The organism is Bradyrhizobium sp. Ken51 (genome assembly GCF_055807435.1).
In genome coordinates this window covers 23,053-46,054 of the sequence record NZ_JBVVPB010000018.1, presented here as the reverse complement: position 1 = coordinate 46,054, position 23,002 = coordinate 23,053, and the positions used below count along the sequence as shown (strand labels likewise).

Below are 23,002 nucleotides of genomic sequence, written 5' to 3'. Positions count from 1 at the left end.
CTGCCGTGTCGTTCACATGCGGAGCACAAGCGGAAGTGCGATGAGTCTCGAGCTGATACAAAAACAACTCAGCATGCGGGCTGAGTTCTGGAAGAAGTCACTAGGTTGGCCCAACGATAACGCCTCATATGTATTTTTGGGGCGCGCGGTCCACGCGATGGGCAGGTCAATGTTTGGGGCGGATTGGACGGGCGATGAGCCTTGCCGCGACGTGATGACGGAGCTCTCTGTCTTCCCGGAGAGGTCCGGTTGGCGGGCCCGCCTCGCGCACGATCTGCTCGTGAAGCATCACCCGGAATACAATCGACAACCACGAAAGCCGCACCAGCACTCGTTCGAGTTTACGGGCACAGAGTGGATGGACGCCGTGATGATTGTTAAGAAGCACAACGACCAGCAGATGCCGGGCATCAGGCGCTTTCACGAGGCGCGGGATCGGATCATCTACTTGGCGGAGGCTGGCCTGCTTATTACGGCCACTCGCGAGAAGGCCGGCGGTGATCCGACCCTCATTCCGCGGCGATGGTGGAACTCAGAGCGCATTCGCGATCGGTTCGACCTGTGTCAGTTGAGACCGGATGATCCGTATAATCTTGGGATCGGCAGTGATCCCTTCCAATGGATTTTCGTCACTCGCGAGAGCCTCATGAGCTGCGCTCCTGGCGGCCTCGCCGAAGCCGAGCAAGCCCCCAACCTCGCCGCCGTGACATTGGCCGCCGCTCCGCCGCATGAAGAGCCGGCACAAGCCCCCCGCCGTCTTGCCGAAGCAAAGATCGAGCCCGCGTTCCGGCACTGGCGGGAGCAGCAGCCCGAAGGCTATGTCCCGACCGAGGATGAAGATATCGCTCACATGAAGCAGCTGGGTGTCGGCCGAGACAAGGTGCGCCAACTCCGCAAAGGCTTCCCCACCCGCGGACGTGGTGAGAAAAAGTCCGGCTAACGCGCAGCCAAATCCGCGGCTAATGAGCGGATCAAATCCGCAGCGATTTCAGTCGCGTATCTTTACCGCGGATTTCTCGACGCTCCATTTACCTCGCACCCACGGAGATTGATCCGTGATTATGCGAGACCACAATGGACACCGACGAAACATGTGCACTTGAGCGCCACCTCCGACGCAACGAGGCGGCCAAGTACGTGACAGACACGTACAACGTTCCCTGCTCACCCAAAACGCTCGCGAAGCTCGCCTGCATCAGCTCAGAGGGCCCGCCCTTTCGGCTCGCGGGACGCTTCCCGCTTTACCCCGTCTCCGGCCTCGACGCATGGGCACAGAGGAAGATCGGCCCGCTGGTCAGATCGACCTCTGAAGTTCGCCGCGTCGCCTGACTTCATCCCCTCAAAAGAAAACCCGGCTGCACGATCCGTCTTCCAGGATCAGTTCGTGCGCACCGGGCTTCCAAGGAAACTTAGCGTGAAAACACATATCAAACGTCCCCGGACATCTCAATCGGTTTCTGATCTGCCGCTCTTCTCGTGGCGCGTCACGGTCCTACAGCCGAGCAGCCGCGCCGGCGTGTTCGTATCCCGCCGCTACCGTGTTCATCCGGCCTTCGCCGACCTGATCGCCAACCTGGCGGGCCTCGGAAGCGAGGTGCGCCAATGAGCTATCCCGATAGCCCCGGCTTCAAAGCCGTCGGCCCCAGCAGCGAGGCCGCTCAGGAGATGACCCGGCGGGCGACCACCGTTCGCGAGCGCGTCCTTGAGTTTCTGCGATCACAGCATCCGGCCAGTTTCACGCCAGACCAAATCGCCGATCGCCTCGAGATCAGCTTCCTGAGCGTCAGGCCGCGGGTTTCCGAGCTCCATCTGCAAGGCCAGATCGAACCAGACGGTAGCCGCTGCAAGAACACCTCCGGTATGTCGGCCCAGTGCTGGCGCGCCGCGAAGATCTCCGCGGGAGGACCCCGCTGATGGGAATGATCATGAACAGCTTCAACACCGCACAGCGCGTCGACTTCAAGGCTGTCAGCTCGGCGGCCCTCAATGCCTTGGACTTCGTCATCCCCCAGCTGTTGCCTGGCGGACGCCGCGAGTCTGGCGAGTGGGTCGCGCGGAATCCCACGCGCAATGATGCGAAGCCGGGCAGCTTCAAGGTCAACCTGAGGAGCGGCGTCTGGTGTGACTTCGCCACCGGAGACAAAGGCGGCGACGTCATCGATCTGAAGGCGTACCTGGACGGCAAATCGAAGCTGGATGCGGCGCGAGACCTCGCGTCGATGTTGAACGTCCAATCTGCGGGCACGACCAACCTGACCGGGAACGTCCGCGATCACCAGTCGAAGGCGACCGCGAACGTTGCTGCCAGCCCGGCCGAAGCCAAGGAAGTGCCCGTGTTTCCCGCGCGGACCAAGCCGGATAAGGAGGGCAAGCCCCGCTTCATGGTGGCGGGCGACGAAGGACCGCGCCAGCGGGACAACGAGAAGCGGCGCCACATCTACAAGTGCGGCGGCGTCCCCGTTCGCATCAAGATCATGACCAACGGCGAGCAGCGCGCCTTCAACGCCTATCGCGTTGCAGACGTCGATGGCAGCACGGGTTGGCAATATCGTAAGCCCGAGGGTTACAAGTCTGTGCCTTACGTGGCAGGTGACCTCAATGCCTCCTCGACCGTCTTCTGGCCCGAGGGCGAGAAGGACGTGGACTCCGTCGGGAAGCGCGGCGGATGCGCAGTCACCTTCGGCGGCGCCGGCGACGGGTTGCCGGCCGGCTGCGAGCAATATTTCGCAGGCAAGCATCTCGTGATCCTAGCGGACAACGATGAAGAGGGCTCGGATCATGCCGAGGCGAAGGCGGTGCTCGCATTCGGCGTCGCCGCCAGCATCCGTGTCGTGCGGTTTCCAGAGCTGGTGAATAAGCAGGACGTGTCCGACTGGTTCGAAGCCGGGCACTCGTTTCAGGATCTCGAGGAGAGGGCGCGGACGACCGAGGAATGGAAGCCCTCAACTGAAGAGTTGAGCCAGGATGAGGAGCGTATCCACGCCAAGGCCGAGAAGAAGTCGTCATTGCCGGTCGGCTACAGCTTCTCCGATCGCGGTTTGATGTGGAGCAATCCGGATGACCTGGACAAGCCCGCGATCTTGGTCGCTGGGCACTTCGATGTTGTGGCTGAAACCCGCGACACGGATGGGGCAAGCTGGGGCGTGTTGTTGCATTGGAAGGATCATGATGGCCGCGACCATCAGTTCGCCTTGCCACGAGCGACCCTCGCTGGGGACGGCTCGGAGGCCCGCCGGATCCTGATGGATGGCGGGTTCTTCATCTCCCCCAGCAACACCGCTCGCAACCTGTTCAACTCGTTCCTGCTTCAGGTGAAGACGCCGAAGCGCGCCAGGGCTACCCAGCGCGTGGGCTGGCACGGCAACTCGTTCGTCATGCCGGACGAGTGCTTCGCCGTTGACGATCGAGATCTCTTGCTGCTGCAGAGCGCGTCTGCTCACGAGCATCCGTTCCGCCAGGCCGGCAGCCTGGAGAGCTGGCAACAGAACGTGGCACGCTACGCTGTCGGCAACAGCAGGCTGGTGCTGGCACTGTCCGCGGCCTTTGCGGGCCCGTTGGTCGGCCCGTGCGCCGCCGAGGGTGGCGGCGTCCACTTCAAGGGCGCCTCATCCACGGGTAAGAGCACCGCCCTGCATGTCGCCGGCAGCGTCTGGGGTGGTGGCGATACGAATGGCTATATCCGCTCGTGGCGCTCGACGGCGAACGGGTTGGAGGGCGTCTCGATGGCGCACTGCGACACCTTGCTGTGCCTGGACGAACTGTCCCAGTTGGCAGCCAAGGACGCGGGCGAGGCCGCCTACATGCTCGCGAACGGTTCGGGCAAATCGCGCAGCACCCGCGACGGCTCGGCTCGCCGGGCTGCCAAGTGGCGCGTCCTGTTTCTGTCGTCGGGTGAAATCGGGCTGTCCGATAAAGTCGCCGAGGACGGCCGCGGCAAGCGCTTGGCAGCCGGCCAGCAGATCCGGATCGTAGATGTATCGGCCGATGCTGGGGCCGGCATGGGAATGTTCGAGGACCTGCACGGCTTCGCGTCGCCAGAGGTACTCGCAGTTCACCTGAGGACCGCCACCCAGCAGCACTACGGCGTTGCCTCACGGCAATTTCTGTCCGCGATCGTCCCGGAGATCGAAGACATCCGGAAGACCGTGAAGGATGTCGTGAAGACCTTCTGCGAGACCTACGTGCCGTCCGGAGCGGACGGCCAGGTCGGTCGGGTTGCCCAGCGGTTCGGCCTCATCGCTGCCGGCGGCGAGATCGCGACCTTGTATGAGATCGTCCCGTGGGCCAGGGGAGACGCGGTGAAGGCCGCAGCCTTGTGCTTCGAGCAGTGGCTCTCCGCCCGGGGCGGGCACGAAGCCGCCGAAACCGCTGCTGGTCTGGAGCAGGTCAGGACGTTCCTCCTCAAGGATGGCATGTCGCGCTTCATCCCCGCATGGGAGGACAACCCGCCAAAGGGCATGAACGCCCGTGACGTCGCCGGCTTCCGCGAGCAGATGGGCGACGGTTGGGACTACTACGTCACCACCACGGCATGGAAGGAAATCTGTGCCGGCCTCGACCCGCGCCGGGTCGCCGCGATGTTGAGGCAGAAGGGCTACATCGAGGGGGAAGGCCCCCACATCGCGAGGTCGGTCCGTGTGCCCGAGCACGGCAAGATGAGGCTCTACCACATCCGCTCGACGTTCCTGGAGGATGCAAATGAAGCATGACTTGCAAGCCTTCTCCCGGGAGATCGTGACCCTCATCAAAACGAGTGGAGACAGTGGTGGCAGTGGGGACAAATCCGAGAAGTCCCTGCAGCACAATGACTATTTTGTCCCCACTCGCGAACCGATGGTGTCCCCACTCAAAAACGAGTGGGGACAGTCCCGTCCGGCGACTGGGGACAGAAAAGCTAAACGATTTGAAACGGTTGGGCCGAGTGTCCCCAGTGTCCCCACTGCCACCACTAATTTCCAAGGGGGGCGAGCAGCGCGGATGTTCGGCGACAACCCCGTCGGATGGCATGCAATTTCCGAAGAGCTGAAACAGATGCCGGAGCCTGAGTGGGCTGGAGCGGATCGGTGGTCTCAGATGATCGGAGACGCCGACGCCTTCCTATCGGCCTGGGACGCCGCCGCTCATGATCTCGATTGGACGGCGCTCGAGCTGTTCGGGGTGCATCCCGTTGCGCCTGGATGCCGCTACGACCTGATGGGCCTCGTGCCACTTCTGAGCGGCGGCCAAGTCTCCGCACTGACTGGGCGGACAGCAGCTATCCGACGGCGCTCGGGTGCAACTCTTACTTACACGCGGAAGCCTATGTCGGGCGCTGTCCTTCTTTGCGGAGGTCATCATGCGATCGGCTGAAGCATCTGCCTGGAGGGTCCTCACCCCGTATGATCCTCGGGAAGGGATCAGTCTTGCCGCGGCCGCTAAGAGGGCCGGCAAGTCGGAAACCACCATTCGCAATTGGTGCCCGCAGCACGGTCTTGGCCGCCGCGTCGGCGGTGGCGTGTGGGTTGTCAGCCAGGTCGCTCTGGCAATGTTTCTAGATGGCGATGCGTCGGCTCTCGCGGCTTACCATTCCGGCGATCTCTCAAGCCCGCGTGTGCGGCAGTACTTTGATCGCTTCGCTCTGCCGTGCCCTAGACAGTCCGCAGTTCGAGGCGAAGCGGACATTCCTCGGCAGAAGCAGGAGGACCGCTTGTGACCCATAGCGGAAGTAGGGCCGCCCTTTGACCCGACGCGGGTCATAGGTGGTTGCCGATGTCCTAATTAAGACCGGGCGTTTCTAGCGGATGAGAAAAGGGCACGTTTGGTGCAACGCGAGTACCGTCGCCCGTCATGATCGATGCTGGACAAGTTCGCCGACAATACATCTTCGCTCTGGCAGGGCCGCTGATCGGCTGGGTCGTCCTTTGTTTCGTGCTCGGAAAGCCAGGCTTGCTCGTGATCGGCACCTTGGTCGGTTGGCCATTCATCTACCTGTTTGGGCTTCCCCTTGCGGTTCTCATCTATTGCGTTGATCGCGAGATGATAGATGGATCATTGCCTTTCTGGTCGAGGAGCATCGCCTCTCTGCTCTTGGGTGGCGTGCTCTCGATAGCTTTATTTTACTTCGTTCCTCTCCCGCTCGGTCTTACTAACCCGGGAATTGCACTCGGAAGTTTGCCCGGAGCCATTGCCGGAGTTGCCTGTGTCGCTTGGGGAGGCAAGTGAAGCTGCGAGGTGGACGAAGTCCGCAGTTGGACCCACAGCGGAAGTTGCCACACTTCTATCAGTAAATCGGCTTCTAATCACTTGAGCGGGCAATCCATCTGATCGCGAGAATGACGATCGATGCGATCAACGCGGGAAAGCCAATCGGCGCGAATAAGACCGGCAAAAGCCAGGCATTGTTAAGTTTGTCGCAGCTTCCGACCCTCGGAATGACGGAACAATGGTACTGAGCTAACCCGAGCGTTGAAAGCCACAACACAGCGACGATGCCGGCAATCCCCTGCAGCAGATACCCGAGGACTTTTGAGCAGCTTTACCGTCACGTCGTTCAGGTGTTCAGGGGTTCTAGAAAGCATTGTGTCACAGTCAGCGTTGAGCGATCGAGCCGCGCGTTTCGTTCCTGAAGGCAGCAGTAAGTAATCGCCCACAAGTTGTCACAGTATGAATACTCCATTGATGTTTCAAGCAGGGCGGGAGGATCGCATGTCGCCTTTTGGCCCATCGGCGACCTTCGGCGATCTTTCCGGTTCGGCCGCTGTCGGCGCTAAACCGGACTTGTGCGGTGACTTTACCGAGCCAAGCTCGCGAACCAGCCGAAGTCGTTGGTGAAGAGCGACAACGCGAACAGGCCCAAGGCGACGCGGCACAACTGGGCGCCAATGTTCTCCACGCCTGAGCTTGCCCCTAAAGCTGTTGCTGGCGGCCCGTTCAGCTATAGTGGCCGAATGCAACTTCAATCGACCCTGACCTGTCCGAACCGCCAGCACCAATCCACCGAGACCATGCCGACCGACGCCTGCCAGTTCTTCTACGACTGCAAGGGGTGCGGAACTCGGTTGAAGCCGCTCGCTGGCGACTGCTGCGTGTTCTGCTCCTACGGCGCGGTGCCGTGCCCGCCGATCCAAGAGGAACGGCAAGGAGCGTGCTGCGGTTGAGGGTACTTGATGTAGATTAAATCCCAGTCACTTCCCGAAGCAGACTTCAAGAGCAGCGTCCTCAACCACACCCAATTTGCCTCGCGGCTTTGGGTGTACCGGATTGGCGCTTTGATAGATCGTCAAGGATCACGCATTCGGGACCGGGACCACCGGCACAGGAGGCGTCGCAGTTCGCGACGAATGCGGCGATGCTTCGCTCAAGCGCCCGCAGCTCAACAAGCTTGGCGCGCACCGTGAGAAGGTGCTCCTGCGCGAGATTGCGTGCACTGACGCACGAACTTTTGGGATTTTGAACGAGCGCAACGAGTTCTCGGACTTGTTCGATTGAAAAGCCGAAGTCGCGGCACCTCCGGATGAAAGTCAGGCTTCTCACATCCTCCTCGTCGTAAATCCGCTGGTTGCCGGCTTGGCGCCCAGCCGAGCGCAACAGGCCGATCTCCTCGTAGTATCTGATGGTCGGAGTGGTCGTGCCCGTCTGTCTTGCCAGGGCTCCTATCTTGAGCGGCTTCATCTGTTTGGCTTTCCTGCCGTACTTTTCGCTTGAACCTCAAGTTACTTGAACATGTAGGGTCGCGGCAACTCACATAAAGGAGAAGCCGATGTCCATAGTAGCCGCACCAATCGCCTGCACGTTAACGTCTAGAGAGATGCAAGACCGCCTAGCCTGGACCGCCAATCTCAACAAGGACGCCCTCATCGGGTATCAACGCGAAGATTTGGTGCTGAAGCTAACGTTCGCGCCCGAGGCGGTGTCCCGTGTCCGCGAGATGGTGCGAGGCGAACAGGCGTGCTGCGCATTCCTCCAGTTCGACCTCAAGGAAACGACGCACGAAATTCATCTGACCATCACCGCCCCCGAGGAGGCGAGAGAGGCGGCGGACGTGCTATTCGAGAAATTCGTTACCGAGGTGCCGACACGGTCAGCTCAGCCCCCCTCCTGCGCATGCTCCGCCCCCAAGCCGGCTCCGAATGAGCCGCCCGGCGCCAAGGCTGCCGGCGCCACAGCCATCACCTTATCGGCCAGCGCGGTCGCATGCGGTGCCTGTTGCGTTTTGCCGTTCACCCTGCCGGCGACCATTCTCGCCAGCACCGGCTCGTTGTTGTCGTCGCTGGTCCATATGCATTTGTGGGTCACCGTACTCTCTATCTTCGCCGTGACTGGGGCATGGGGTTGGTTGGCTTGGCAGGTACGTCGGACCGGGCGCAAACCGGCTGCCGCTACCCTAGTCATGATGATCGCCTCAACAGTCTTCATGACAATTTCGCTGATGTGGCCATTGATAGAAAAGCCGCTGATTCGAGCGCTCCGAGCCTGATAGGCCGCGAGGCGACCCGCTGACTTGAACAGCAGCGGGTCTTGTGGAAACGTCAACTCTATGAAGACCGGCATTGTTTACGTCAGTGCAGCTGTCGCCGAAATCGCGGGCTGCTTCGCCTTCTGGGGTTGGCTACGTCTTCAGAAGCCCATCTGGTGGCTGTGTCCCGGACTATTGTCCCTGATCGCATTCGGCTACTTGTTGACTTTGGTTGAAAGCGACGCCGCAGGGCGCGCATATGCAACATACGGCGGCATCTACATCGCAGCTTCGCTGGCTTGGCTTTGGGCAATTGAAGGCATACGCCCCGACAGGTGGGACCTAACCGGAGCGTCCATATGTCTTGTTGGAGCCGCTATTATCCTCTGGGGCCCACGCAGTTAAGCGGTGAGACACTTGTGGCCCATAGCTGACTTGCCACGCGCAACCGGTCGAGGACCCTATGCAGTGCATCGGCGTCGGCGTCAGTTTGATTTTCCAAGGCGTTTAGTCTAGGAAAGACCAGCCCCGCAGCCTGCCGTAAGCAGAGCCGCGAAGCAGACCGGCACGACGGTTCGGGTTTTAGTTCAACGCCACCTGAGTCGTGCCATGCCTGAGCTTTCGGTATTGCTGCTTGCCGCCTGCATTTTTTTTGGTGCGGTGCTCTATACATCTGTCGGCCATGCAGGGGCATCGGCCTACATCGCTTTGATGGCGCTGTTCGGCATCTCTCCCGCCGTGATGAGGCCAACCGCGCTAGCCCTCAACATTTTGGTATCGGCGTTCACTTCATTCCGTTTTGTGGGCGCTGGTCTATTCCGTTGGCGCACGCTCTGGCCGTTTTTGGTTGGCGCGATACCATTCGCAGCACTAGGGGGCTCGGTACACCTGCCAGGCGCGTACTACCGTCCCCTGGTAGGCGTTGTGCTGATATTAGGCGGCGCGCGGTTGCTGTGGCCACGTGAGCTTAAGCCGAGCGTCGATCCGCGCGATCCGCCGATTTGGGCTGGGGTGCTTTGTGGGATCGGCATCGGCTTTCTCTCCGGCCTCACGGGCACCGGCGGCGGCATCTTCCTTTCTCCGCTTCTGCTTTTTCTCGGATGGTCCGACGCACGTACCGCTTCCGGCGTCGCGGCTGTCTTCATTCTTTGCAATTCGATTGCCGGTCTGCTCGGAAACGTGGCCATAGTGCAATCGTTGCCCTCCGACCTATGGATTTACGCCGTCGCCGCTGGCCTAGGTGCAATTGTTGGAACGGCGTTCGGCATCAGATGGCATCCGGGAGTGATCCTGAAGGCTCTTGGCTGCGTGCTGATCGTCGCGGGGCTGAAGCTGATAGGCGTTTATTGATGATGACAAGACGGAGGGCCTTTCGAAACCAAGCGCGCGGTCGCCCCTTGGCCCTTCGTGGACGCGATACCCGTCAAATATGTCTGCTTGTGAGTGTTGAGCGGGCGCATGCGCCCCGCAAAGTCCGCAACTTCCACCTAAGTCTCAGGACCCGCAGCCTTGAAATGGCGCTGCTTGCCTGCCTTTCGTACTTACAACCGCATGCAAATTGCATGAGGACGAGAGATGGACGATCCCGTGAACTTCGAGCAGCTGGTGCAATTTCGTGCGCCGGCAAACCTGTCAGAGGCGATTGATACGGCAGCGAAGCAGCGCTGTCAGTCGCGGTCTGAGTTTATTCGACAGACAGTCATTGAACGTCTCCGGAAAGAAGGGATACCTCTCGGCGCGGAGACTCAATATGCGCTGGTCTCAGATGGTCAGCTCGTTCAGGCACTAGGAAACGGCCCAACCCTAACCTTCAAACCAGACGCCGATAAGCGCGGCGAGTGGGTGCCGATCGAGAACGTTGACAGCCACCCCTTTGACCCTGCGCAGCACTGGCGATTGAAGCCCGAAGCCTTGCGCGTCGATGGCGCCCGCGTTGTCCGGGGTTATCCCGTAGTGGCCAAGTCGCAGGAGCACGCCTAGATGGTCGGCCTTGCATGGTGGTCTCAGACCGCGGCGAGCAACGCCACCCAGGACAGCACTGTCAATTTCGCTGAAGGACAGGCGCCTAGCTCTATTAACGACTCGGCCCGCGCTCTGATGGCTTCCGCTGCCAAGTGGCGCGATGACATCACCGGAGCTATCGCGACCGGCGGGACAAGCACGGCTTTTACCGTGACGAGCTACCAGACGTTCGATAATTTGACTCGGCTCGCCAACCAGATGGTTGCTTTCACTCCGCACACCACCAGCGGGGCGGCCGTTACGCTCAACGTCGATGGTCTCGGGGCAAAGCCCCTGCGATCTGCCCCCAGCGTAGAGTTACCGGCTGGCGTGCTGGTCCAGGGCACGCCTTACGTTGCGGTCTACAATAGCAGCGATTCCGCGTTCTACCTTCAAGGCTTTTTCAGCAACCCTTACAGCGTGCCAATCGGCGCCCTGATGGATTTCACCGGATCGACCGCGCCCAATTCGAGCTTTGTGCTGCCGTATGGGCAGGCCATCAGCCGGGCCGCGTACAGCACCTATTTCGGGTTGGTGAGCACGACATTCGGTACTGGCGACGGTTCCACGACCTTCAATATTCCCGACCTCCGCGGGCGCGTTGTCGCGGGCAAAGACGATATGGGAGGTTCTGCGGCTTCGCGGCTGAGCAGCACCAGCATCACGACGGGCGGCGCAACGACTCTGGGCGGCAGCGGCGGCACGGAGACCAAAGCACTCATCACTGCGAACCTCCCGGCTTACACCCCCGCGGGAAGTGTTTCAGTTTCTGGAACGGCGCTCTTGGCAAGGTCCGGAGTTAGTTATCAAGCGGGCGCATCGGCCATATTTGTTGCGCAGTCGCCGAGTGATCCGAACAACCTTGGAGCTTATGGGGCGACGCTGTCAGCCTCTGGATCTTTCACTGGAACTGCACAGGGCGGCACGAGCACCGCGTTCGCCATTGCGCAGCCCACCATCATCCTGAACAAGCTCCTGAGGATCATCTGATGAAGCGGGCAAGATCCCAGCGGATAACTGGCCTCGCAACCGCTCAAGACCGACCTGACCCAGACCGGACAAACGCTGCTATCCCGAGCGAGCCGCGGGGGGACGTCGCTTATTGCCCGCTCCCGGGCGAGCTGGACAACAGCGAACCGCTGTTGAAGCACTTGGGCGGATCGATCCACGACGATTGGAATCAAGCTCTCTGCAATCAAGTCCTGAACGCTGCGAAGTATCCAAGGGACGTCGAAGAAAGAAAAAAGCAGTATTTCTCTCATCTGGCGTTTTTGACCGGAGTAAACCCTCAGGACGTAATTGAAGGAATGATGGCCGCCCAGCTCTTCGCCTCTCATGCCGCAGCAATGGAATGCTACCGCCGGGCGATGTTGCCGGATCAATCGCTAGAGGGGCGGCAGATGAACCTTACCCAGGCAGCCAAGCTCACGCGGGCCAATGCTGCGCAAGTGGAAGCGTTGGCAAAGCACCGCAACCGGGGCCAGCAGAAGGTCACGGTTGAGCATGTGCACGTCTACCAGGGCGGCCAAGCTATCGTCGGCCAGGTGACCCCGGGGGGGTCTACGAAAAATTTGGAGGCTCAACCTCATGCTATTGGATATGCAGAACGCGGCCCGCTGCGGTGCGAAGACGAAGAGCAGAAGCGGGAAGCCCTGCCAATCGCCGGCAATGCCTAATGGTCGCTGCAGAATGCACGGAGGCCTGTCGCCGGGCGCCCCGAAGGGCAACCAGAATGCATTCAAGCATGGACGCTATTCGGCTCGGTTCATAGCTGAAAGGCGACGAGTCGCCGCGTTATTGAGGGAGATGCGCAGGACGGCAGGATCTTCGGAGGCTGAGGCTTTGTCCTGACTTAGCGCCTCATCTGGCAAGATGGGACCACCGGCTCGATCGCTCGCTTTATGTAGTCCATGGCGTTGCTCATCCCGATCTGCTTATAGGTAAGAGAGCCGAGAGCCGGCGCGAGACAATTGCAATAGCCGGTGATCTGCGCCTCTGTTGCGCCGGCATTAGCGGCCATATTTTGCTGAGAGCGAACGCAGCCAGACATGAAGGACTTTACGATGTCGGCGCGAGCTTCGCCACGAATGATTTCCTGGCTAGAAAAGTAATATTCCCCGTAGAGTTTCAGTGATGCCACGACTGAGATCGCAATGGCCAAGAAGACTAGGGCGCGTTTAACTGCGCTTGCGCTGGACGCGCGCAGCTTAGATCCTTTCACTCCATTCCGGATTGCCGCAATCACCACGAACAAGAGGGGAGCAAACGATAGCTGTCCGAATAGGTACGCCATGCTCTCGACGGTTGGAGTGTGAGCATAACTAGCCAGACTATAGCCGTCCTTCGAGAGTGCGCTGATTGCGAGCGTGGCGGCCGAGAGCACTAGGCCCGCGCTCGCTGCCCCCCACAAGGTCCACTTCTCGTCCTGCTGATTTCCCGACTCTTCGACTTCAACAGGAATAAGGGGCGGAGCGAGAACGTGGGCTTTGCTTGAGTTGGGTTGATGGATCGCATCATATCTAGGTGGCTGGTTGCGCGCCGGAGGGCGCCAAAACTCTTGGATTTCTCGAAGGGGAAGCCATGCTTCGAAGCCAGGACGCCAGACAAGATCATTCCCGGTAAGGGTTCCTCCGCGCAGATAAGCCAGCACCTGTGCTTGGCTCATCGGCCCGTGCTCCTCGTCGCCGATCAGCGCGTGCCAAATCACGTCGGTCACTTTCACCTCTCAGTCGCGAGTGAAGCCCGCGCAAAGCCAACCGAGCATCCAGAAGCCAAGGAATGCTGTCGCAGCAAGACTAATCGAAACCGCGGCTCCAATCGAAAACGGCTCGATTGCATATTCCAGAGGCGCAGGGGCGCGGCCGGATGCGGCGTCCAAGGCGGCGCTAATCGGCTCGTAATCAAAAGAGTACCCTGGGCAACCTGACGCGCTGTAGTCGTATTGATTACGGTCGTAGCTCTTGCGCTCTAGTGGGCGGTTGTTGCCCACCAGTGAAGCAATGCAGGTTGCCTGACTGAAGCGTCTTTCGGTGCGATCTTGTGCCTCGCGGGCGACCATATACGAGAAGAAAAGGCCGATGAGCAAAACCAAGCCAGCGACCACCGCTCCGACCCGCTTAAATCCCCTGATAAACCTGGCGCCGGCCGTGAGTGGAGGGGGCGGTGCAGCGTAATATGGGCGAATCTCGGTCATCGGTCTCTTCTGGTGATCATCAAGAAAGGTTACAAACAATCGCAACTCACAGATGAGTGCAAGAGGTTCTGGATGCTTTCCGCCTGTCCGAGCACGCGAAGCTAATGCCTGCAGCCGTTCCGGCTGCAGTGCCACTTCCCAGATGGATTGTGCCAAGAAGCACCGGGGTAAAATCGCTTTAGTAAAGTAAATCAAGGAGTAAGGAGGAGCGTCGGTGTCAGACGACCACGATGACAACGGGGACGAGAAGCCTCCCAAATTGAGGGTCGTTAGCGATAACCCACACGCTCGTGCCGATCGACAGATTGAGTGGACGAAGAGCGAAGTGCAGAGTGCGTTGTCCCAATTCGCCGCTGCCCTGCTTCGTACGATGGCGGGCAATGATTCAGAGGCGGCCTTTCTCATCCGTCGGCTTGCTCTCGTCGTGGAAGCGATCAACAAGTTCGAGAAGCAGTCAGATCGGCGGATGTCGGCCGCAGAATTGCAGCAAGCGCTACGCCTGCCAGAAGCCGAAATGGACTATTCGGCTGACGATGATTGGCGGGAGCGTCGCTGGCTTCGTGATCACGGGATGGACGTGATCGTGAAAGGAGCGCTCCGCCTGGCGGCACACAAGGTTCTCGGGGAGGAGCCGGCCTTCGGCGGGATGCATTCCGAAAGAGTAATCGAGCAGGGAATTAAGACGCTTGAGGAGTTGAAGCGCCCTCTTCCGCCACCCAAACCGCGACCGAGCCAGACAAAGAAGCCGGCCGGTAATTGGGACAATCTTGGCCTCAGTCGGACTGTAGAGAAACCCAAACGCAGGTTTGGCGAGCGACTGGGGCCGGCGTCCACGGCCTCTGCCCCTAGGAAGACTCGCCGAGGCGCCGGCTTCGATGTAGACGATCTGAAGGAACTTCGGAAGGCGATCAAGGCGAGAGATGACAAGCGAGTTGCCGAGCTCACGGCGAAGATTGGAAGACCTAAGTTCGAAGACCCTAGCGATAAGTAGAAGCCCGCTCATGGCAAAAAAAGTTAGAGACCGGCAAGCTTTCCTTGATGCAACAGTTGGCCGTCCCCTCACCTCCGAAGAGATGCTAGAAATCCTGAACACGAACTGCACATACGAAGAAGCAAAATCTCGCTCTCAAGAGAGGGCTAGAATCAGAAGCGCCGCAGACCGGATTAAGGGGCGCCCACCCGAAGCTTGGCCCACATTTGACCTATGGTGGGATCTCTCTCCAGCGCACTTCTACCGCGTTTTCGACGGGGCGGATCCCGATAGCGTTGAGGAGAATGAATGTGCGGTCATCCCCGATGTCCCGCTGGCGAATATAGATGCAGCTCTTACTCCTTGGTGGCATCGAACCGCTGCCCAAGTCTGGAGTGTCGGAGACCCCAACAAAACGGCCCGGGCTATAGTGCATTGGTCAGAAGGCAATCCAATGACTCCGCCCCTGCTTGTTCCCACCAGGGACGGGCAATTGTCCGTTGCCGGCGGCAACCACAGACTAGCTGTAGCAAGGGCGAAGGGAGTAACCCGCTTGCCGATATTGGTGAGGTCGGAAGAACAGGCGCGTGTGCGGCAGATCCTCAAAATCTAGCGTTCACCGATGGTCGGCCGCATCATCAGAACAGGTGGCCGGCCTGCCGCCAGCCTTGACGCAAGCGCGGTACTGCCAAGGCTCGACAAAGCTTCCGGCCCAGATCCCGCGGCCGGCCTTCTCGGCGCTCCGCTGAGCGTCCTCGTACTTGCCCTTAGAGTACTTCGGCCAATCGAGTGCGTGCCCATTGGCGACGAGCCAGTGTCCGATGTCGGGGCCGGGTGTTCCGAGTGAGCATGTAGCTACCGTGCGGCCATACTGGTCTTGGGCAACCGGAGCGCAGGTAACCGGGCGCTTGATGGCCCAAAGCAGTCCGGCGAGTGCCGCCGCTGCGGTCCCTCCGCACTGGTACAGGTTGCTATCGTCGTTTCGGCAGAGCTGAGTGCTCTCGGGCGCGTCGATCCCCCAAAGTCGGACGCGGGTGCCGTGGATCTCGATCGTATCGCCGTCGATCACGCTGGCCTGCCCGACAATGTTGTCTGCGCGAGCCGCCGTGGCGAGGAGAGTGAAAAAGACAGCCGCCGAGCCGATAAATCGATTTATTTGGATTTTCCAGGTCATTTTTCGACCTATGAAAACAGGAGAATCGAGCATTTTCGGTGCAAATTAATTCGCCCTTTTATGGGATGCGTAAGTTCGCCCGGATTTCCGTCTGACTGCACACCGCGGAAATGCCCTTTTAGGGCTCGCAAGTAGGAAGGTGGGGGCCCCAAAAGGGGTGGGGTACTTCCGAATAAAAAATCAGCGCTTTCGCTTCTTCATCCTGACACCGGCGCCTCCGCCATTCTCGGGGATGAACTCGATCCCGGCTTTCTCTAGCGCTCTCCGAACCGCTTCCCGGACATCGTCGGAGACAGCTGGGCCATCCTCCGCCTCACGTTCCAGGCGCTTGATTGTGGGTAGAGAACGCTCCGCCGCTTCTGCCAGTTGCGTCTGAGACCAGCCGAGCAGACCGCGAGCCGCTCTTATCTGTTCGATGGAAATCATTGCAAATCTCGCTTGACACTTTTTGGATCATGACTATGATCCATTTTGTATCAAGACAGAAGCCCAAAGGCAACCCAGATGAGAAACAACACCTTCCCGGTGAACGGCGGAGCTGCGCCCGCGGCCACCCTCACCATCCGCAACTTGATCGATGAGGAAACCGGCGAAGTGAAGATATGGGTCCTGAAGGGGCTCGCCTATCGGGAGGCGATGCTGACCTGGGGCGAGATTAGCCCTCGTTCCCTTCGCAGCGCCGTCCGCATGATCGCCGATACGATTCCCGAGATGAAGTGCGCTTGGCGGCAGCGCCACGGGCTGCCCGTCGCAATGTCCACCATCACCCCCTACGGCACCGCCCGCGATGGCGTGCGCCGCTCGGCCTTCTGAGAAGCCCACCCGTCTGGTCGGCAAGCCGAAGGAGGTGAAGCAACCGGCTGTCTTTCCAACCCCGACAGCAGTGGAGCACGGGGCGGACTCTGCTCCGCGGCTGTCTGAAGAACCATTCACGTCTATCAAGAGAGGCAACATGAGCAGCGCGGCAGCTAAGGGCGCCACGGGCGCCGGACTATTTTCATCATCTTCCCCCAACCAGGAAAGCCGGCGCGGCGCATGCCAGCCCGGATCAGCACGGCCAGAACCATCCGCTGGCTCAAGCATTCCTGGACCCGGGGCACAGTTCAGCAGGAGGTCTCTCATGAACGTTTTCGTTGGCGCTGCAACGCTCGCCGGAGCCGCCATTCCCGCCCACTCTGAGGAGCTTCCCGCGCCTAATGTGAGGGAGGTCGCTTTAACATCTTCAGACCCCGACGCCGCCCTCATTGAGCTTGGGAGGGAGTACGAGCAGCTCCTTCGGAAAGAGATCCCGCTTCGCCGTAGGAGCCATCGGCTCTTCGAGGCAACCGAGATGCGCCGATGCGAGATATTGGGGCTCGATCGGTCAGACGAAACAGAGCGCAGGCGTACCTCTAACCAAGAAGAATTTCGCAAGTGGAACGAAGCCTGGGAAACGGCGGGCGACGAGACGGGCTACCGTAAGGCTTGGGAAGCTTGGTGCGAAGCATGCAGGCGCACTAGGAAGATTGGGCGCAAGATCCTTCGCATCAAGGCGCAGACGCTCCCCGGCCTTCTGGTCAGGAGCAGGGTCATCACAACCAATGGTGAACTGCTCTGCAAGCGGGAGCCGATCGAGGAGCTCGAACGCGAGATCCGCGCTTTCACTCTGGCGGTAATGGCATGAGCAACATCGTTGAACTGCTGCCCACCCGGCCGATCACCCAGGAAGAAACAGCGGCGCTCCACGGAAAGGCCTTCCGCGACCTGGAGACGCCGATCGGCCATTGCGTGATGATGGGCAGGATCACGGCGCAAATGATCTCAGAAGCAGACGACGGCACACGGCCAGAGCTGTGCTTTGCCGTGTTTCACCTGTCCGAGATGCTGGACAAGCTGGAGCGTAACTACCGAGCCGCTTGGCATGGGGAGCCCACATGCGACTGATCCGAGCCTGTGGGCACTCCAGCGGCTTAGATGGGCTCGCCGTTGCTTCCGGCTGAGCATGGGGCTTGCTGAGCTAGGTCAGCGGCTACATCGGTTCTAGGCCCACAAATGCGCCGCCGGGCAAACAATACCTTGTCCCGGCGGCGATGGGTTTAGTCCAGCCCCGAGAGGGATCAACAAAATCCCGGATACTGATACTACGAACAGAAGCGCGCGAAGTTTCAGTGCACCTCTGCGTGCATTGGCCCCCCGGTTCACCCGCGGGCCTTTGCGCCGCCATCGTTACGTTGGCTTGCGCAAGCCCGTGGAGCTCAGCCATTGCTGAATGTGCAGGGCGTTCTCACTCAGGCGCGCGGCTTTTAGCAAAGCTTCCCGCTTGGGGCCCGGAGGTGTTGCCTCTGCCCGGCTGCGAGCGGCGCTCGCCATTTGGGTGAGGCGTTCTGTCAGGGATGGGGTGAGCATGGGCATAAATGGCTCCGCATATCATGGCGGGAGCACGGGGCTCTCAGTCACCGATAGAGGCCGTGATGGGCCGGTGATGGATCCACTAGGCGCTCGTTCCACGAGAATAGATAGTCAATTCCGAGGCAAGTGGCACGCTAGGGGGGCGCCTGGGTCCTTCTTGGGGGCCGTCCCGCAATCCGCCGCTGCCGGCTGTTTATCAAAATTCTATTCGGCGGTGACTTAAGTTCACTTTTGGTCAGTGTCCACGCGATCCTTAACCTAGGTTAAGATGGCAAAGGCGGACCCTGCCATGCTCGCAAACAAGCAACTTGAGACGTATCCGGCCGCGCCGCCTCAATTCGGCAGCCACCAGATGACGGTCGAAATGCTCCGCCGATCTCGGGAACAGATCGCCGCATCGCTGGCGCTGCTCCGCAGCCCTGCGCCGAGGGATCAGCGACTTGTTGAAGTCGCGATCCTCCAACGCGACGCGGCCGCCTCTCCCGGCCGGGCTGTGCCCGCTCAGGTGCACGCAGGGAACCAAATAGCCTCAACGTCCATTAATCAGTGAACGGTCCAATTGAAGGGGATTGGCCATGGGCGTGGAGCGAATGCACTCGCCGAAGTACTGGCTTATGCGTGCAGAGGAGTTTCGCACCAAGGCCGACCACTGCGAGTACCAGCAAACCAGAGACTCTCTTCGGAAGGTTGCCGAAAACTACCAAAAGTTGGCTCGGCAAGCGCAGCGGATCCTCGATGCGGCGCAAGCGAACGAGCGCCGCCGCTTAGAAGCCGTTCAGGTAACGCAAGAGCCCGGGCTTATTCTTTCCGGTTCTCACGCTGCGCCCTGATCTCTGCGCGAACGGAAGCACTCTCAAAGATCGAACGTCTTAGTGCGAGAATTGCCCGTTCGCTTTCCTCGCACAATGCACGCCGCTGCTCGCGAATAGCCCGAGATTCGCAGAAGACTCGCTCGATGCGCGCAGATACAGAATCAGACATGTAGCGACCATGCCGCCGCCTGAGCTGGGCGCCATTTAAGTAGATTACCCCCCCCCAAAAAATTCTGAAATTGATTAACCCAGGTTAGTGAACGGCGGTGCACAGGAGGCGGAAACCCGCGGCCTGTTCGTGTCACGCTGGCTGGTTAACGAGCGCTCGATCTCGCAAATTGAGGCGGCTTACCGCTGCTCAAATCCGGCCTGACGTCGGCCCCTCGGTTGCTGTATCCGGCGCACACCAAGGGCGGCTCGATGGTCAGACAAGCGAACATCGTCCGGCCAACGACGTATTGAAGGCAACGACCCGGGCTGGATGACGCGATGTCAGTCAGATGATTGCGCGCCTGCTTACCCAGTGCTTACCTCGGCTAGCAGTCGAAAACAGAGAAACGGGGTAAGTAACTGATTTCACTGGCGCACCCGACACGATTCGAACGTGTGACCTTTGCCTTCGGAGGGCAACGCTCTATCCAGCTGAGCTACGGGTGCTAGTCGAGGTTCATTTAGCCGATTGGCGAGGGGCGGGCAACCGCTTCCGCCGTTTCCGGCTCGGCTGATTTGCGGGCGACGCGGCCAGGAACCGGCACGCCGTCCCGCCCGAGGTCGGCGAGGCAAGGGCGCCTGGCCTCGTAGAAGGCCTGCCAGTGCTTATTGTGCCGATCACCTCGGAGGCGGCGACGCCGGTCAGCCGCACGGCATAGGAATCCGCAACGTCGACCGTCTGGCTGACGTTTTCCCCGGCTTCCCCATCTCAGGCCACCGCCGCCACCGGCAAGGCATGGTTTGGGCCGAACAGCTTTCGCACTTCGCTGGCCGGCTTCGGTCTGCTGAAAAGATAACCCTGCATCTCCGTGCAGCCGAGCGCGCGCAGCATCTCGCGCTGCGCCTCGGTCTCGACGCCTTCCGCGACCGTGGTCATGTTGCTGGCGGCGGCGATGTTCACCACCGCCTGCACGATCACGGGCGCGCCGCTCGCCTCGGCGATATCGGCGACGAAGCAGCGGTCGATCTTGATCTTGTCGAACGGAAAGCGCTTGAGATAGCTGAGCGAGGAGTAACCGGTGCCGAAATCGTCGAGCGCGATGCGCACGCCGATCGCGCGGAGCTGGTGCAGGATCGAGAGCGCCGCCTCGTCGTCGCGGATCAGCACGGCCTCGGTGATCTCGAGTTCGAGCCGGCACGGAGCAAGTCCGGAATCCGCGAGCGCGCCGGCGATCCGCAGCGCCAGCGTCTCGCATTTGAGCTGCACCGGCGAGACGTTGACCGCGACGCGCACATGCGCCGGCCAGGTCGCGGCCTCGTTGCAGGCCATGCGCAGCACCCAGTCGCCGAGCTCGTTGATCAAGCCGGTGTCCTCGGCAATCGGGATGAACTCTGCCGGCGACACCATACCGCGCTCGGGATGCCGCCAGCGCAGCAGCGCCTCGCAGCCCGTGACATCGTTGGTGCGCAGGTCGACCAGCGGCTGATAGTGGATCTCGAAACCGCCGTTCACCAGCGCCTGGCGCAGATCCTGCTCCAGGCTCAGGCGCGCCTTGGCGCTCGCATCCATCTCCGGTTCGAAGAAGCGGTGAGTGCGGCGTCCTTCCGCCTTGGCGCCGTACATCGCGAGATCGGCATTCTTGATGAGCTGGTCGAGATCGGTGCCGTCCTGCGGCGCCATCGCGATGCCGATGCTGGCATCGGTGGAGAGCTGATGGCCGAAGCAGTGATAGGGCCGGCGGATCGCCTCGAAGATCCGCGTCACGAATGATACCACGTCGGCGGATGAACTGATCCCGGTCTGGATCACCGCGAATTCGTCGCCGCCGAGCCGCGCGATCAAGTCGCCCTGTCCAAGGCAGCCGCGGATGCGCGCCGCAATGCCCTTCAACAGCTCGTCGCCGACGTGATGACCGAGCGAATCGTTGATGCCCTTGAACTCGTCGACGTCGACATAGAGCAGCGCGAACTGACTGCCGCCGCCGACCTTCTCCAGTTCACGCTCGATCTGCTCGCGGAACAGCGCCCGGTTCGGCAGGTCGGTGAGCGCATCGTAATGCGCCATATGCGCAATCTTCTCGTCAGCGCGCCGCCGTTCGGTGACATCCTCGACCACATTGATGAGGTAGCGCGGCTCGCCGGATTCGTCGCGGATTCCGATCCGGGTCGAGGTGATGTAGCGCAGCCCCTTGGCCTGGCTCTGCCAGGCATGCTCGTCCTTGAACAAGCCCCCTCCCGCCTTCAGCGCCTTGCTATCGTCGTCGGTGACGATTTTGGCGGAGGCATCCGGGTATATGTCGAAGGGGGTCTTGCCAACGATGTTTTCGCCTGATTGGCCGAATTGCTCTTCGGCGGTCCGGTTGACCAACAGATATCGCCGCGTGTGAGCATCCTTCACCGTGATCTGCGACGGGATGTGGTCGATAATCTCGCGCAGGAACATGTAATTGCGGTCGCGTTCCTGCTCCAGCTTGCGGCGCTCGGTGATGTCTTCGATCGTGGCCACCCATCCGCCCTGCGCGAGCGGGGTGTTGATGACCTGGAAAGCGCGGCCACTCGGCAATTGATGGGTTCTCGTGGAGACCGTGCCCTCGGCGACGATCCTCATGACGTCGGCGCAAAATGCCTCGACATCGCCGTCGAACGCGCCGCGCTCCCTGCGATGATACATCGCCTCGCGGATGTGACAGCCGGGCTTGATGACATCGTGAGAGAGGCCGAACATGTCGGCGTAGCGGCGGTTGCAGGTGACGATGAATCCGGCGGCATCGTACAGGATCAACCCTTGCGACATGTTGTTCAAGGCGGTGTCGAGCCGCCCGCGCTCCGCCTCCAGCCGTTGCTGCGCCTCGCGATTCTGCCGGTTGATCTGGCGAACGATCAGAAACAGGATCAGCGCAATCACCGTGGCCGAAAGCGCGGCGGTGGTGACCATGAAGCCGGTCTGCTGCCGCCAGTCGGCCAGCGCGGCTCTCGTGGTGTTGGTCGCGACGATGACCAGCGGGAAATGCGACAGCGAGGCCCCGGAGCCGAGGCGCTCGTCGCCGTCGATCGGGCCCTTGACGCGCAGGGTGTGCCGGCCACCTTCGGCAAGCATCTTGCGCATCAGCGGCGCGTCCTTGAAGTCCCTGCCGATCAGCTCTTCGACATGCGGGTAGCGCGACAGCATCTTGCCATTGCGGTCGAACAGCGAGATCGCCGTGCCCTCTGCAAGCGCAACGGACGCGAAATAGTTCTGGTAGCTGTCCGGATCGATCCGGCGGACCATCGTGCCGAAGAAGCTGCCGTCCGCGCCGCTCAGCCGACGCGCGACAATCGTGGTCCATTTTCCGATGATGAAGCTGCGGACCGATTCCAGCGCCACCGGTTCGGCCATCGGATTCGATTTGAAGGTCTGAAAGTAGGCGCGCGAGGAGATGTTGATCTTGGGCAGCGGCTGGGCCCGCGACCAGTTGATCAGTTCGCCGTCGGCATCGTAGATCGCGATGTCGCCGAGGTAAGACACCGGGCCGATCTTGCTGCGCAGCATCTGGTTCGTCGCGGGTCCGGACATGCGCTCGCGGAACATCGCGGCCGAACTGATCTCCGGCAGATTCATCTGCCCGATCACATCGGCAGCGACGACGTCGGAGTCTTCGAATTGCTGATCGAAGTGCCGCGCGATCAGCTGCACCGTATTTTCCAGCTCGCGCTCGCGGTTGACCAGGGTACGTTCGCGAAATTCGCCGACGGCCATGGCGGTCACGGCGAAGATCCCGGCGACCAGCAACACGCCGCACAGGGTGAGCCACAGCACCGGTCCGCGCCGAATGGCCGCCTCCCAGCCGTGCTTCGCGGCTAGGAACATTCCGGCTGCAATCCCTGCAAAGACCTGGCGCAT

Annotated in this window: 26 protein-coding genes and 1 tRNA gene; 20 read left to right on the top strand and 7 right to left on the bottom strand. The window is 60.7% G+C overall.

Annotated elements, in window-relative coordinates; genetic code table 11:
- Positions 1–40: 40 nt before the first annotated feature.
- The 7 genes from AC0L27_RS27030 to AC0L27_RS27000 all read left to right on the top strand — a co-directional run bounded on the left by AC0L27_RS27030 (position 41) and on the right by AC0L27_RS27000 (position 7,136).
- On the top strand, positions 41–940 hold the full coding sequence (locus AC0L27_RS27030; protein ID WP_473320858.1) for a hypothetical protein: 900 nt from the start codon (positions 41–43) through the stop codon (positions 938–940).
- Between the two features lie 134 nt (positions 941–1,074).
- Positions 1,075–1,329 carry a hypothetical protein gene (locus AC0L27_RS27025; RefSeq protein ID WP_473320856.1) on the top strand — a complete coding sequence of 85 codons (255 nt, stop codon included), beginning with the start codon at positions 1,075–1,077 and terminating at the stop codon, positions 1,327–1,329.
- Positions 1,330–1,414: 85 nt separating this feature from the next.
- Positions 1,415–1,606 carry a hypothetical protein gene (locus tag AC0L27_RS27020; RefSeq protein WP_473320855.1) on the top strand — a complete coding sequence of 64 codons (192 nt, stop codon included), beginning with the start codon at positions 1,415–1,417 and terminating at the stop codon, positions 1,604–1,606.
- Positions 1,603–1,914, top strand: coding sequence for a hypothetical protein (locus tag AC0L27_RS27015; protein ID WP_473320854.1), 312 nt, complete (start codon positions 1,603–1,605; stop codon positions 1,912–1,914). Before AC0L27_RS27020 ends, AC0L27_RS27015 begins: the two co-directional genes overlap by 4 nt.
- Positions 1,914–4,709 (top strand): DUF927 domain-containing protein, encoded by a 2,796-nt coding sequence (locus AC0L27_RS27010; RefSeq protein WP_473320852.1) that lies wholly within the window; start codon positions 1,914–1,916, stop codon positions 4,707–4,709. The genes AC0L27_RS27015 and AC0L27_RS27010 overlap by 1 nt, the downstream gene beginning before the upstream one ends.
- Before the next feature lie 1,117 nt (positions 4,710–5,826).
- The gene (locus AC0L27_RS27005; RefSeq protein ID WP_473320850.1) at positions 5,827–6,201 is read left to right on the top strand and encodes a hypothetical protein; all 375 of its coding nucleotides are present in this window, start codon (positions 5,827–5,829) and stop codon (positions 6,199–6,201) included.
- Between the two features lie 725 nt (positions 6,202–6,926).
- Entirely contained in the window at positions 6,927–7,136 is a 210-nt protein-coding gene (locus AC0L27_RS27000; protein ID WP_473320848.1) for a GDCCVxC domain-containing (seleno)protein, read from the top strand.
- A gap of 61 nt (positions 7,137–7,197) precedes the next feature.
- Here the strand turns inward: AC0L27_RS27000 and AC0L27_RS26995 are convergent, their stop codons facing one another.
- Positions 7,198–7,650, bottom strand: coding sequence for a MerR family transcriptional regulator (locus AC0L27_RS26995; protein WP_473320846.1), 453 nt, complete (start codon positions 7,648–7,650; stop codon positions 7,198–7,200).
- A gap of 88 nt (positions 7,651–7,738) precedes the next feature.
- Between AC0L27_RS26995 and AC0L27_RS26990 the strand changes: the two genes are divergently transcribed.
- The 7 genes from AC0L27_RS26990 to AC0L27_RS26960 all read left to right on the top strand — a co-directional run bounded on the left by AC0L27_RS26990 (position 7,739) and on the right by AC0L27_RS26960 (position 12,286).
- On the top strand, positions 7,739–8,455 hold the full coding sequence (locus tag AC0L27_RS26990; RefSeq protein ID WP_473320844.1) for a hypothetical protein: 717 nt from the start codon (positions 7,739–7,741) through the stop codon (positions 8,453–8,455).
- 60 nt (positions 8,456–8,515) lie between these two features.
- Positions 8,516–8,839, top strand: a complete 324-nt coding sequence (locus AC0L27_RS26985) for a YnfA family protein (protein WP_473320843.1) — start codon at positions 8,516–8,518, stop codon at positions 8,837–8,839.
- A 204-nt stretch (positions 8,840–9,043) separates the two neighbouring features.
- Positions 9,044–9,784 (top strand): sulfite exporter TauE/SafE family protein, encoded by a 741-nt coding sequence (locus tag AC0L27_RS26980; protein WP_473320841.1) that lies wholly within the window; start codon positions 9,044–9,046, stop codon positions 9,782–9,784.
- A gap of 225 nt (positions 9,785–10,009) precedes the next feature.
- Positions 10,010–10,414, top strand: coding sequence for a ribbon-helix-helix domain-containing protein (locus AC0L27_RS26975; RefSeq protein WP_473320840.1), 405 nt, complete (start codon positions 10,010–10,012; stop codon positions 10,412–10,414).
- Positions 10,415–11,425 carry a tail fiber protein gene (locus AC0L27_RS26970; RefSeq protein ID WP_473320838.1) on the top strand — a complete coding sequence of 337 codons (1,011 nt, stop codon included), beginning with the start codon at positions 10,415–10,417 and terminating at the stop codon, positions 11,423–11,425.
- A 152-nt stretch (positions 11,426–11,577) separates the two neighbouring features.
- Positions 11,578–12,111, top strand: coding sequence for a hypothetical protein (locus AC0L27_RS26965; protein ID WP_473320836.1), 534 nt, complete (start codon positions 11,578–11,580; stop codon positions 12,109–12,111).
- Positions 12,023–12,286: an HGGxSTG domain-containing protein gene (locus AC0L27_RS26960; RefSeq protein WP_473320834.1), complete on the top strand. Its 264-nt coding sequence runs from the start codon at positions 12,023–12,025 to the stop codon at positions 12,284–12,286. Before AC0L27_RS26965 ends, AC0L27_RS26960 begins: the two co-directional genes overlap by 89 nt.
- Position 12,287: 1 nt before the next feature.
- Here the strand turns inward: AC0L27_RS26960 and AC0L27_RS26955 are convergent, their stop codons facing one another.
- Positions 12,288–13,151 (bottom strand): DUF4339 domain-containing protein, encoded by an 864-nt coding sequence (locus AC0L27_RS26955; RefSeq protein ID WP_473320832.1) that lies wholly within the window; start codon positions 13,149–13,151, stop codon positions 12,288–12,290.
- Between the two features lie 9 nt (positions 13,152–13,160).
- Positions 13,161–13,784, bottom strand: a complete 624-nt coding sequence (locus AC0L27_RS26950) for a hypothetical protein (RefSeq protein WP_473320831.1) — start codon at positions 13,782–13,784, stop codon at positions 13,161–13,163.
- A 58-nt stretch (positions 13,785–13,842) separates the two neighbouring features.
- Between AC0L27_RS26950 and AC0L27_RS26945 the strand changes: the two genes are divergently transcribed.
- The gene (locus AC0L27_RS26945; protein WP_473320829.1) at positions 13,843–14,619 is read left to right on the top strand and encodes a hypothetical protein; all 777 of its coding nucleotides are present in this window, start codon (positions 13,843–13,845) and stop codon (positions 14,617–14,619) included.
- A 595-nt stretch (positions 14,620–15,214) separates the two neighbouring features.
- Here AC0L27_RS26945 and AC0L27_RS26940 read toward each other — a convergent pair.
- Positions 15,215–15,772: a thermonuclease family protein gene (locus AC0L27_RS26940; protein WP_473320828.1), complete on the bottom strand. Its 558-nt coding sequence runs from the start codon at positions 15,770–15,772 to the stop codon at positions 15,215–15,217.
- Between the two features lie 180 nt (positions 15,773–15,952).
- Complete coding sequence (locus tag AC0L27_RS26935) at positions 15,953–16,198, bottom strand: helix-turn-helix domain-containing protein (protein ID WP_304550148.1); 246 nt, start codon at positions 16,196–16,198, stop codon at positions 15,953–15,955.
- Between the two features lie 78 nt (positions 16,199–16,276).
- Here AC0L27_RS26935 and AC0L27_RS26930 point away from each other — a divergent pair, with 78 nt between their 5' ends.
- The 5 genes from AC0L27_RS26930 to AC0L27_RS26910 all read left to right on the top strand — a co-directional run bounded on the left by AC0L27_RS26930 (position 16,277) and on the right by AC0L27_RS26910 (position 18,990).
- On the top strand, positions 16,277–16,585 hold the full coding sequence (locus tag AC0L27_RS26930) for a hypothetical protein (protein ID WP_473320826.1): 309 nt from the start codon (positions 16,277–16,279) through the stop codon (positions 16,583–16,585).
- Positions 16,586–16,892: 307 nt separating this feature from the next.
- The gene (locus AC0L27_RS26925; RefSeq protein WP_473320825.1) at positions 16,893–17,435 is read left to right on the top strand and encodes a hypothetical protein; all 543 of its coding nucleotides are present in this window, start codon (positions 16,893–16,895) and stop codon (positions 17,433–17,435) included.
- Positions 17,432–17,695, top strand: a complete 264-nt coding sequence (locus AC0L27_RS26920) for a hypothetical protein (protein ID WP_473320824.1) — start codon at positions 17,432–17,434, stop codon at positions 17,693–17,695. The genes AC0L27_RS26925 and AC0L27_RS26920 overlap by 4 nt, the downstream gene beginning before the upstream one ends.
- A gap of 754 nt (positions 17,696–18,449) precedes the next feature.
- Positions 18,450–18,710, top strand: coding sequence for a hypothetical protein (locus tag AC0L27_RS26915; protein WP_473320823.1), 261 nt, complete (start codon positions 18,450–18,452; stop codon positions 18,708–18,710).
- 25 nt (positions 18,711–18,735) lie between these two features.
- Positions 18,736–18,990 carry a hypothetical protein gene (locus AC0L27_RS26910; protein ID WP_473320822.1) on the top strand — a complete coding sequence of 85 codons (255 nt, stop codon included), beginning with the start codon at positions 18,736–18,738 and terminating at the stop codon, positions 18,988–18,990.
- A 562-nt stretch (positions 18,991–19,552) separates the two neighbouring features.
- Here AC0L27_RS26910 and AC0L27_RS26905 read toward each other — a convergent pair.
- A tRNA-Arg gene (locus AC0L27_RS26905) sits at positions 19,553–19,629 on the bottom strand.
- A gap of 262 nt (positions 19,630–19,891) precedes the next feature.
- Positions 19,892–23,002 carry a bifunctional diguanylate cyclase/phosphodiesterase gene (locus AC0L27_RS26900; protein WP_473320821.1) on the bottom strand — a complete coding sequence of 1,037 codons (3,111 nt, stop codon included), beginning with the start codon at positions 23,000–23,002 and terminating at the stop codon, positions 19,892–19,894.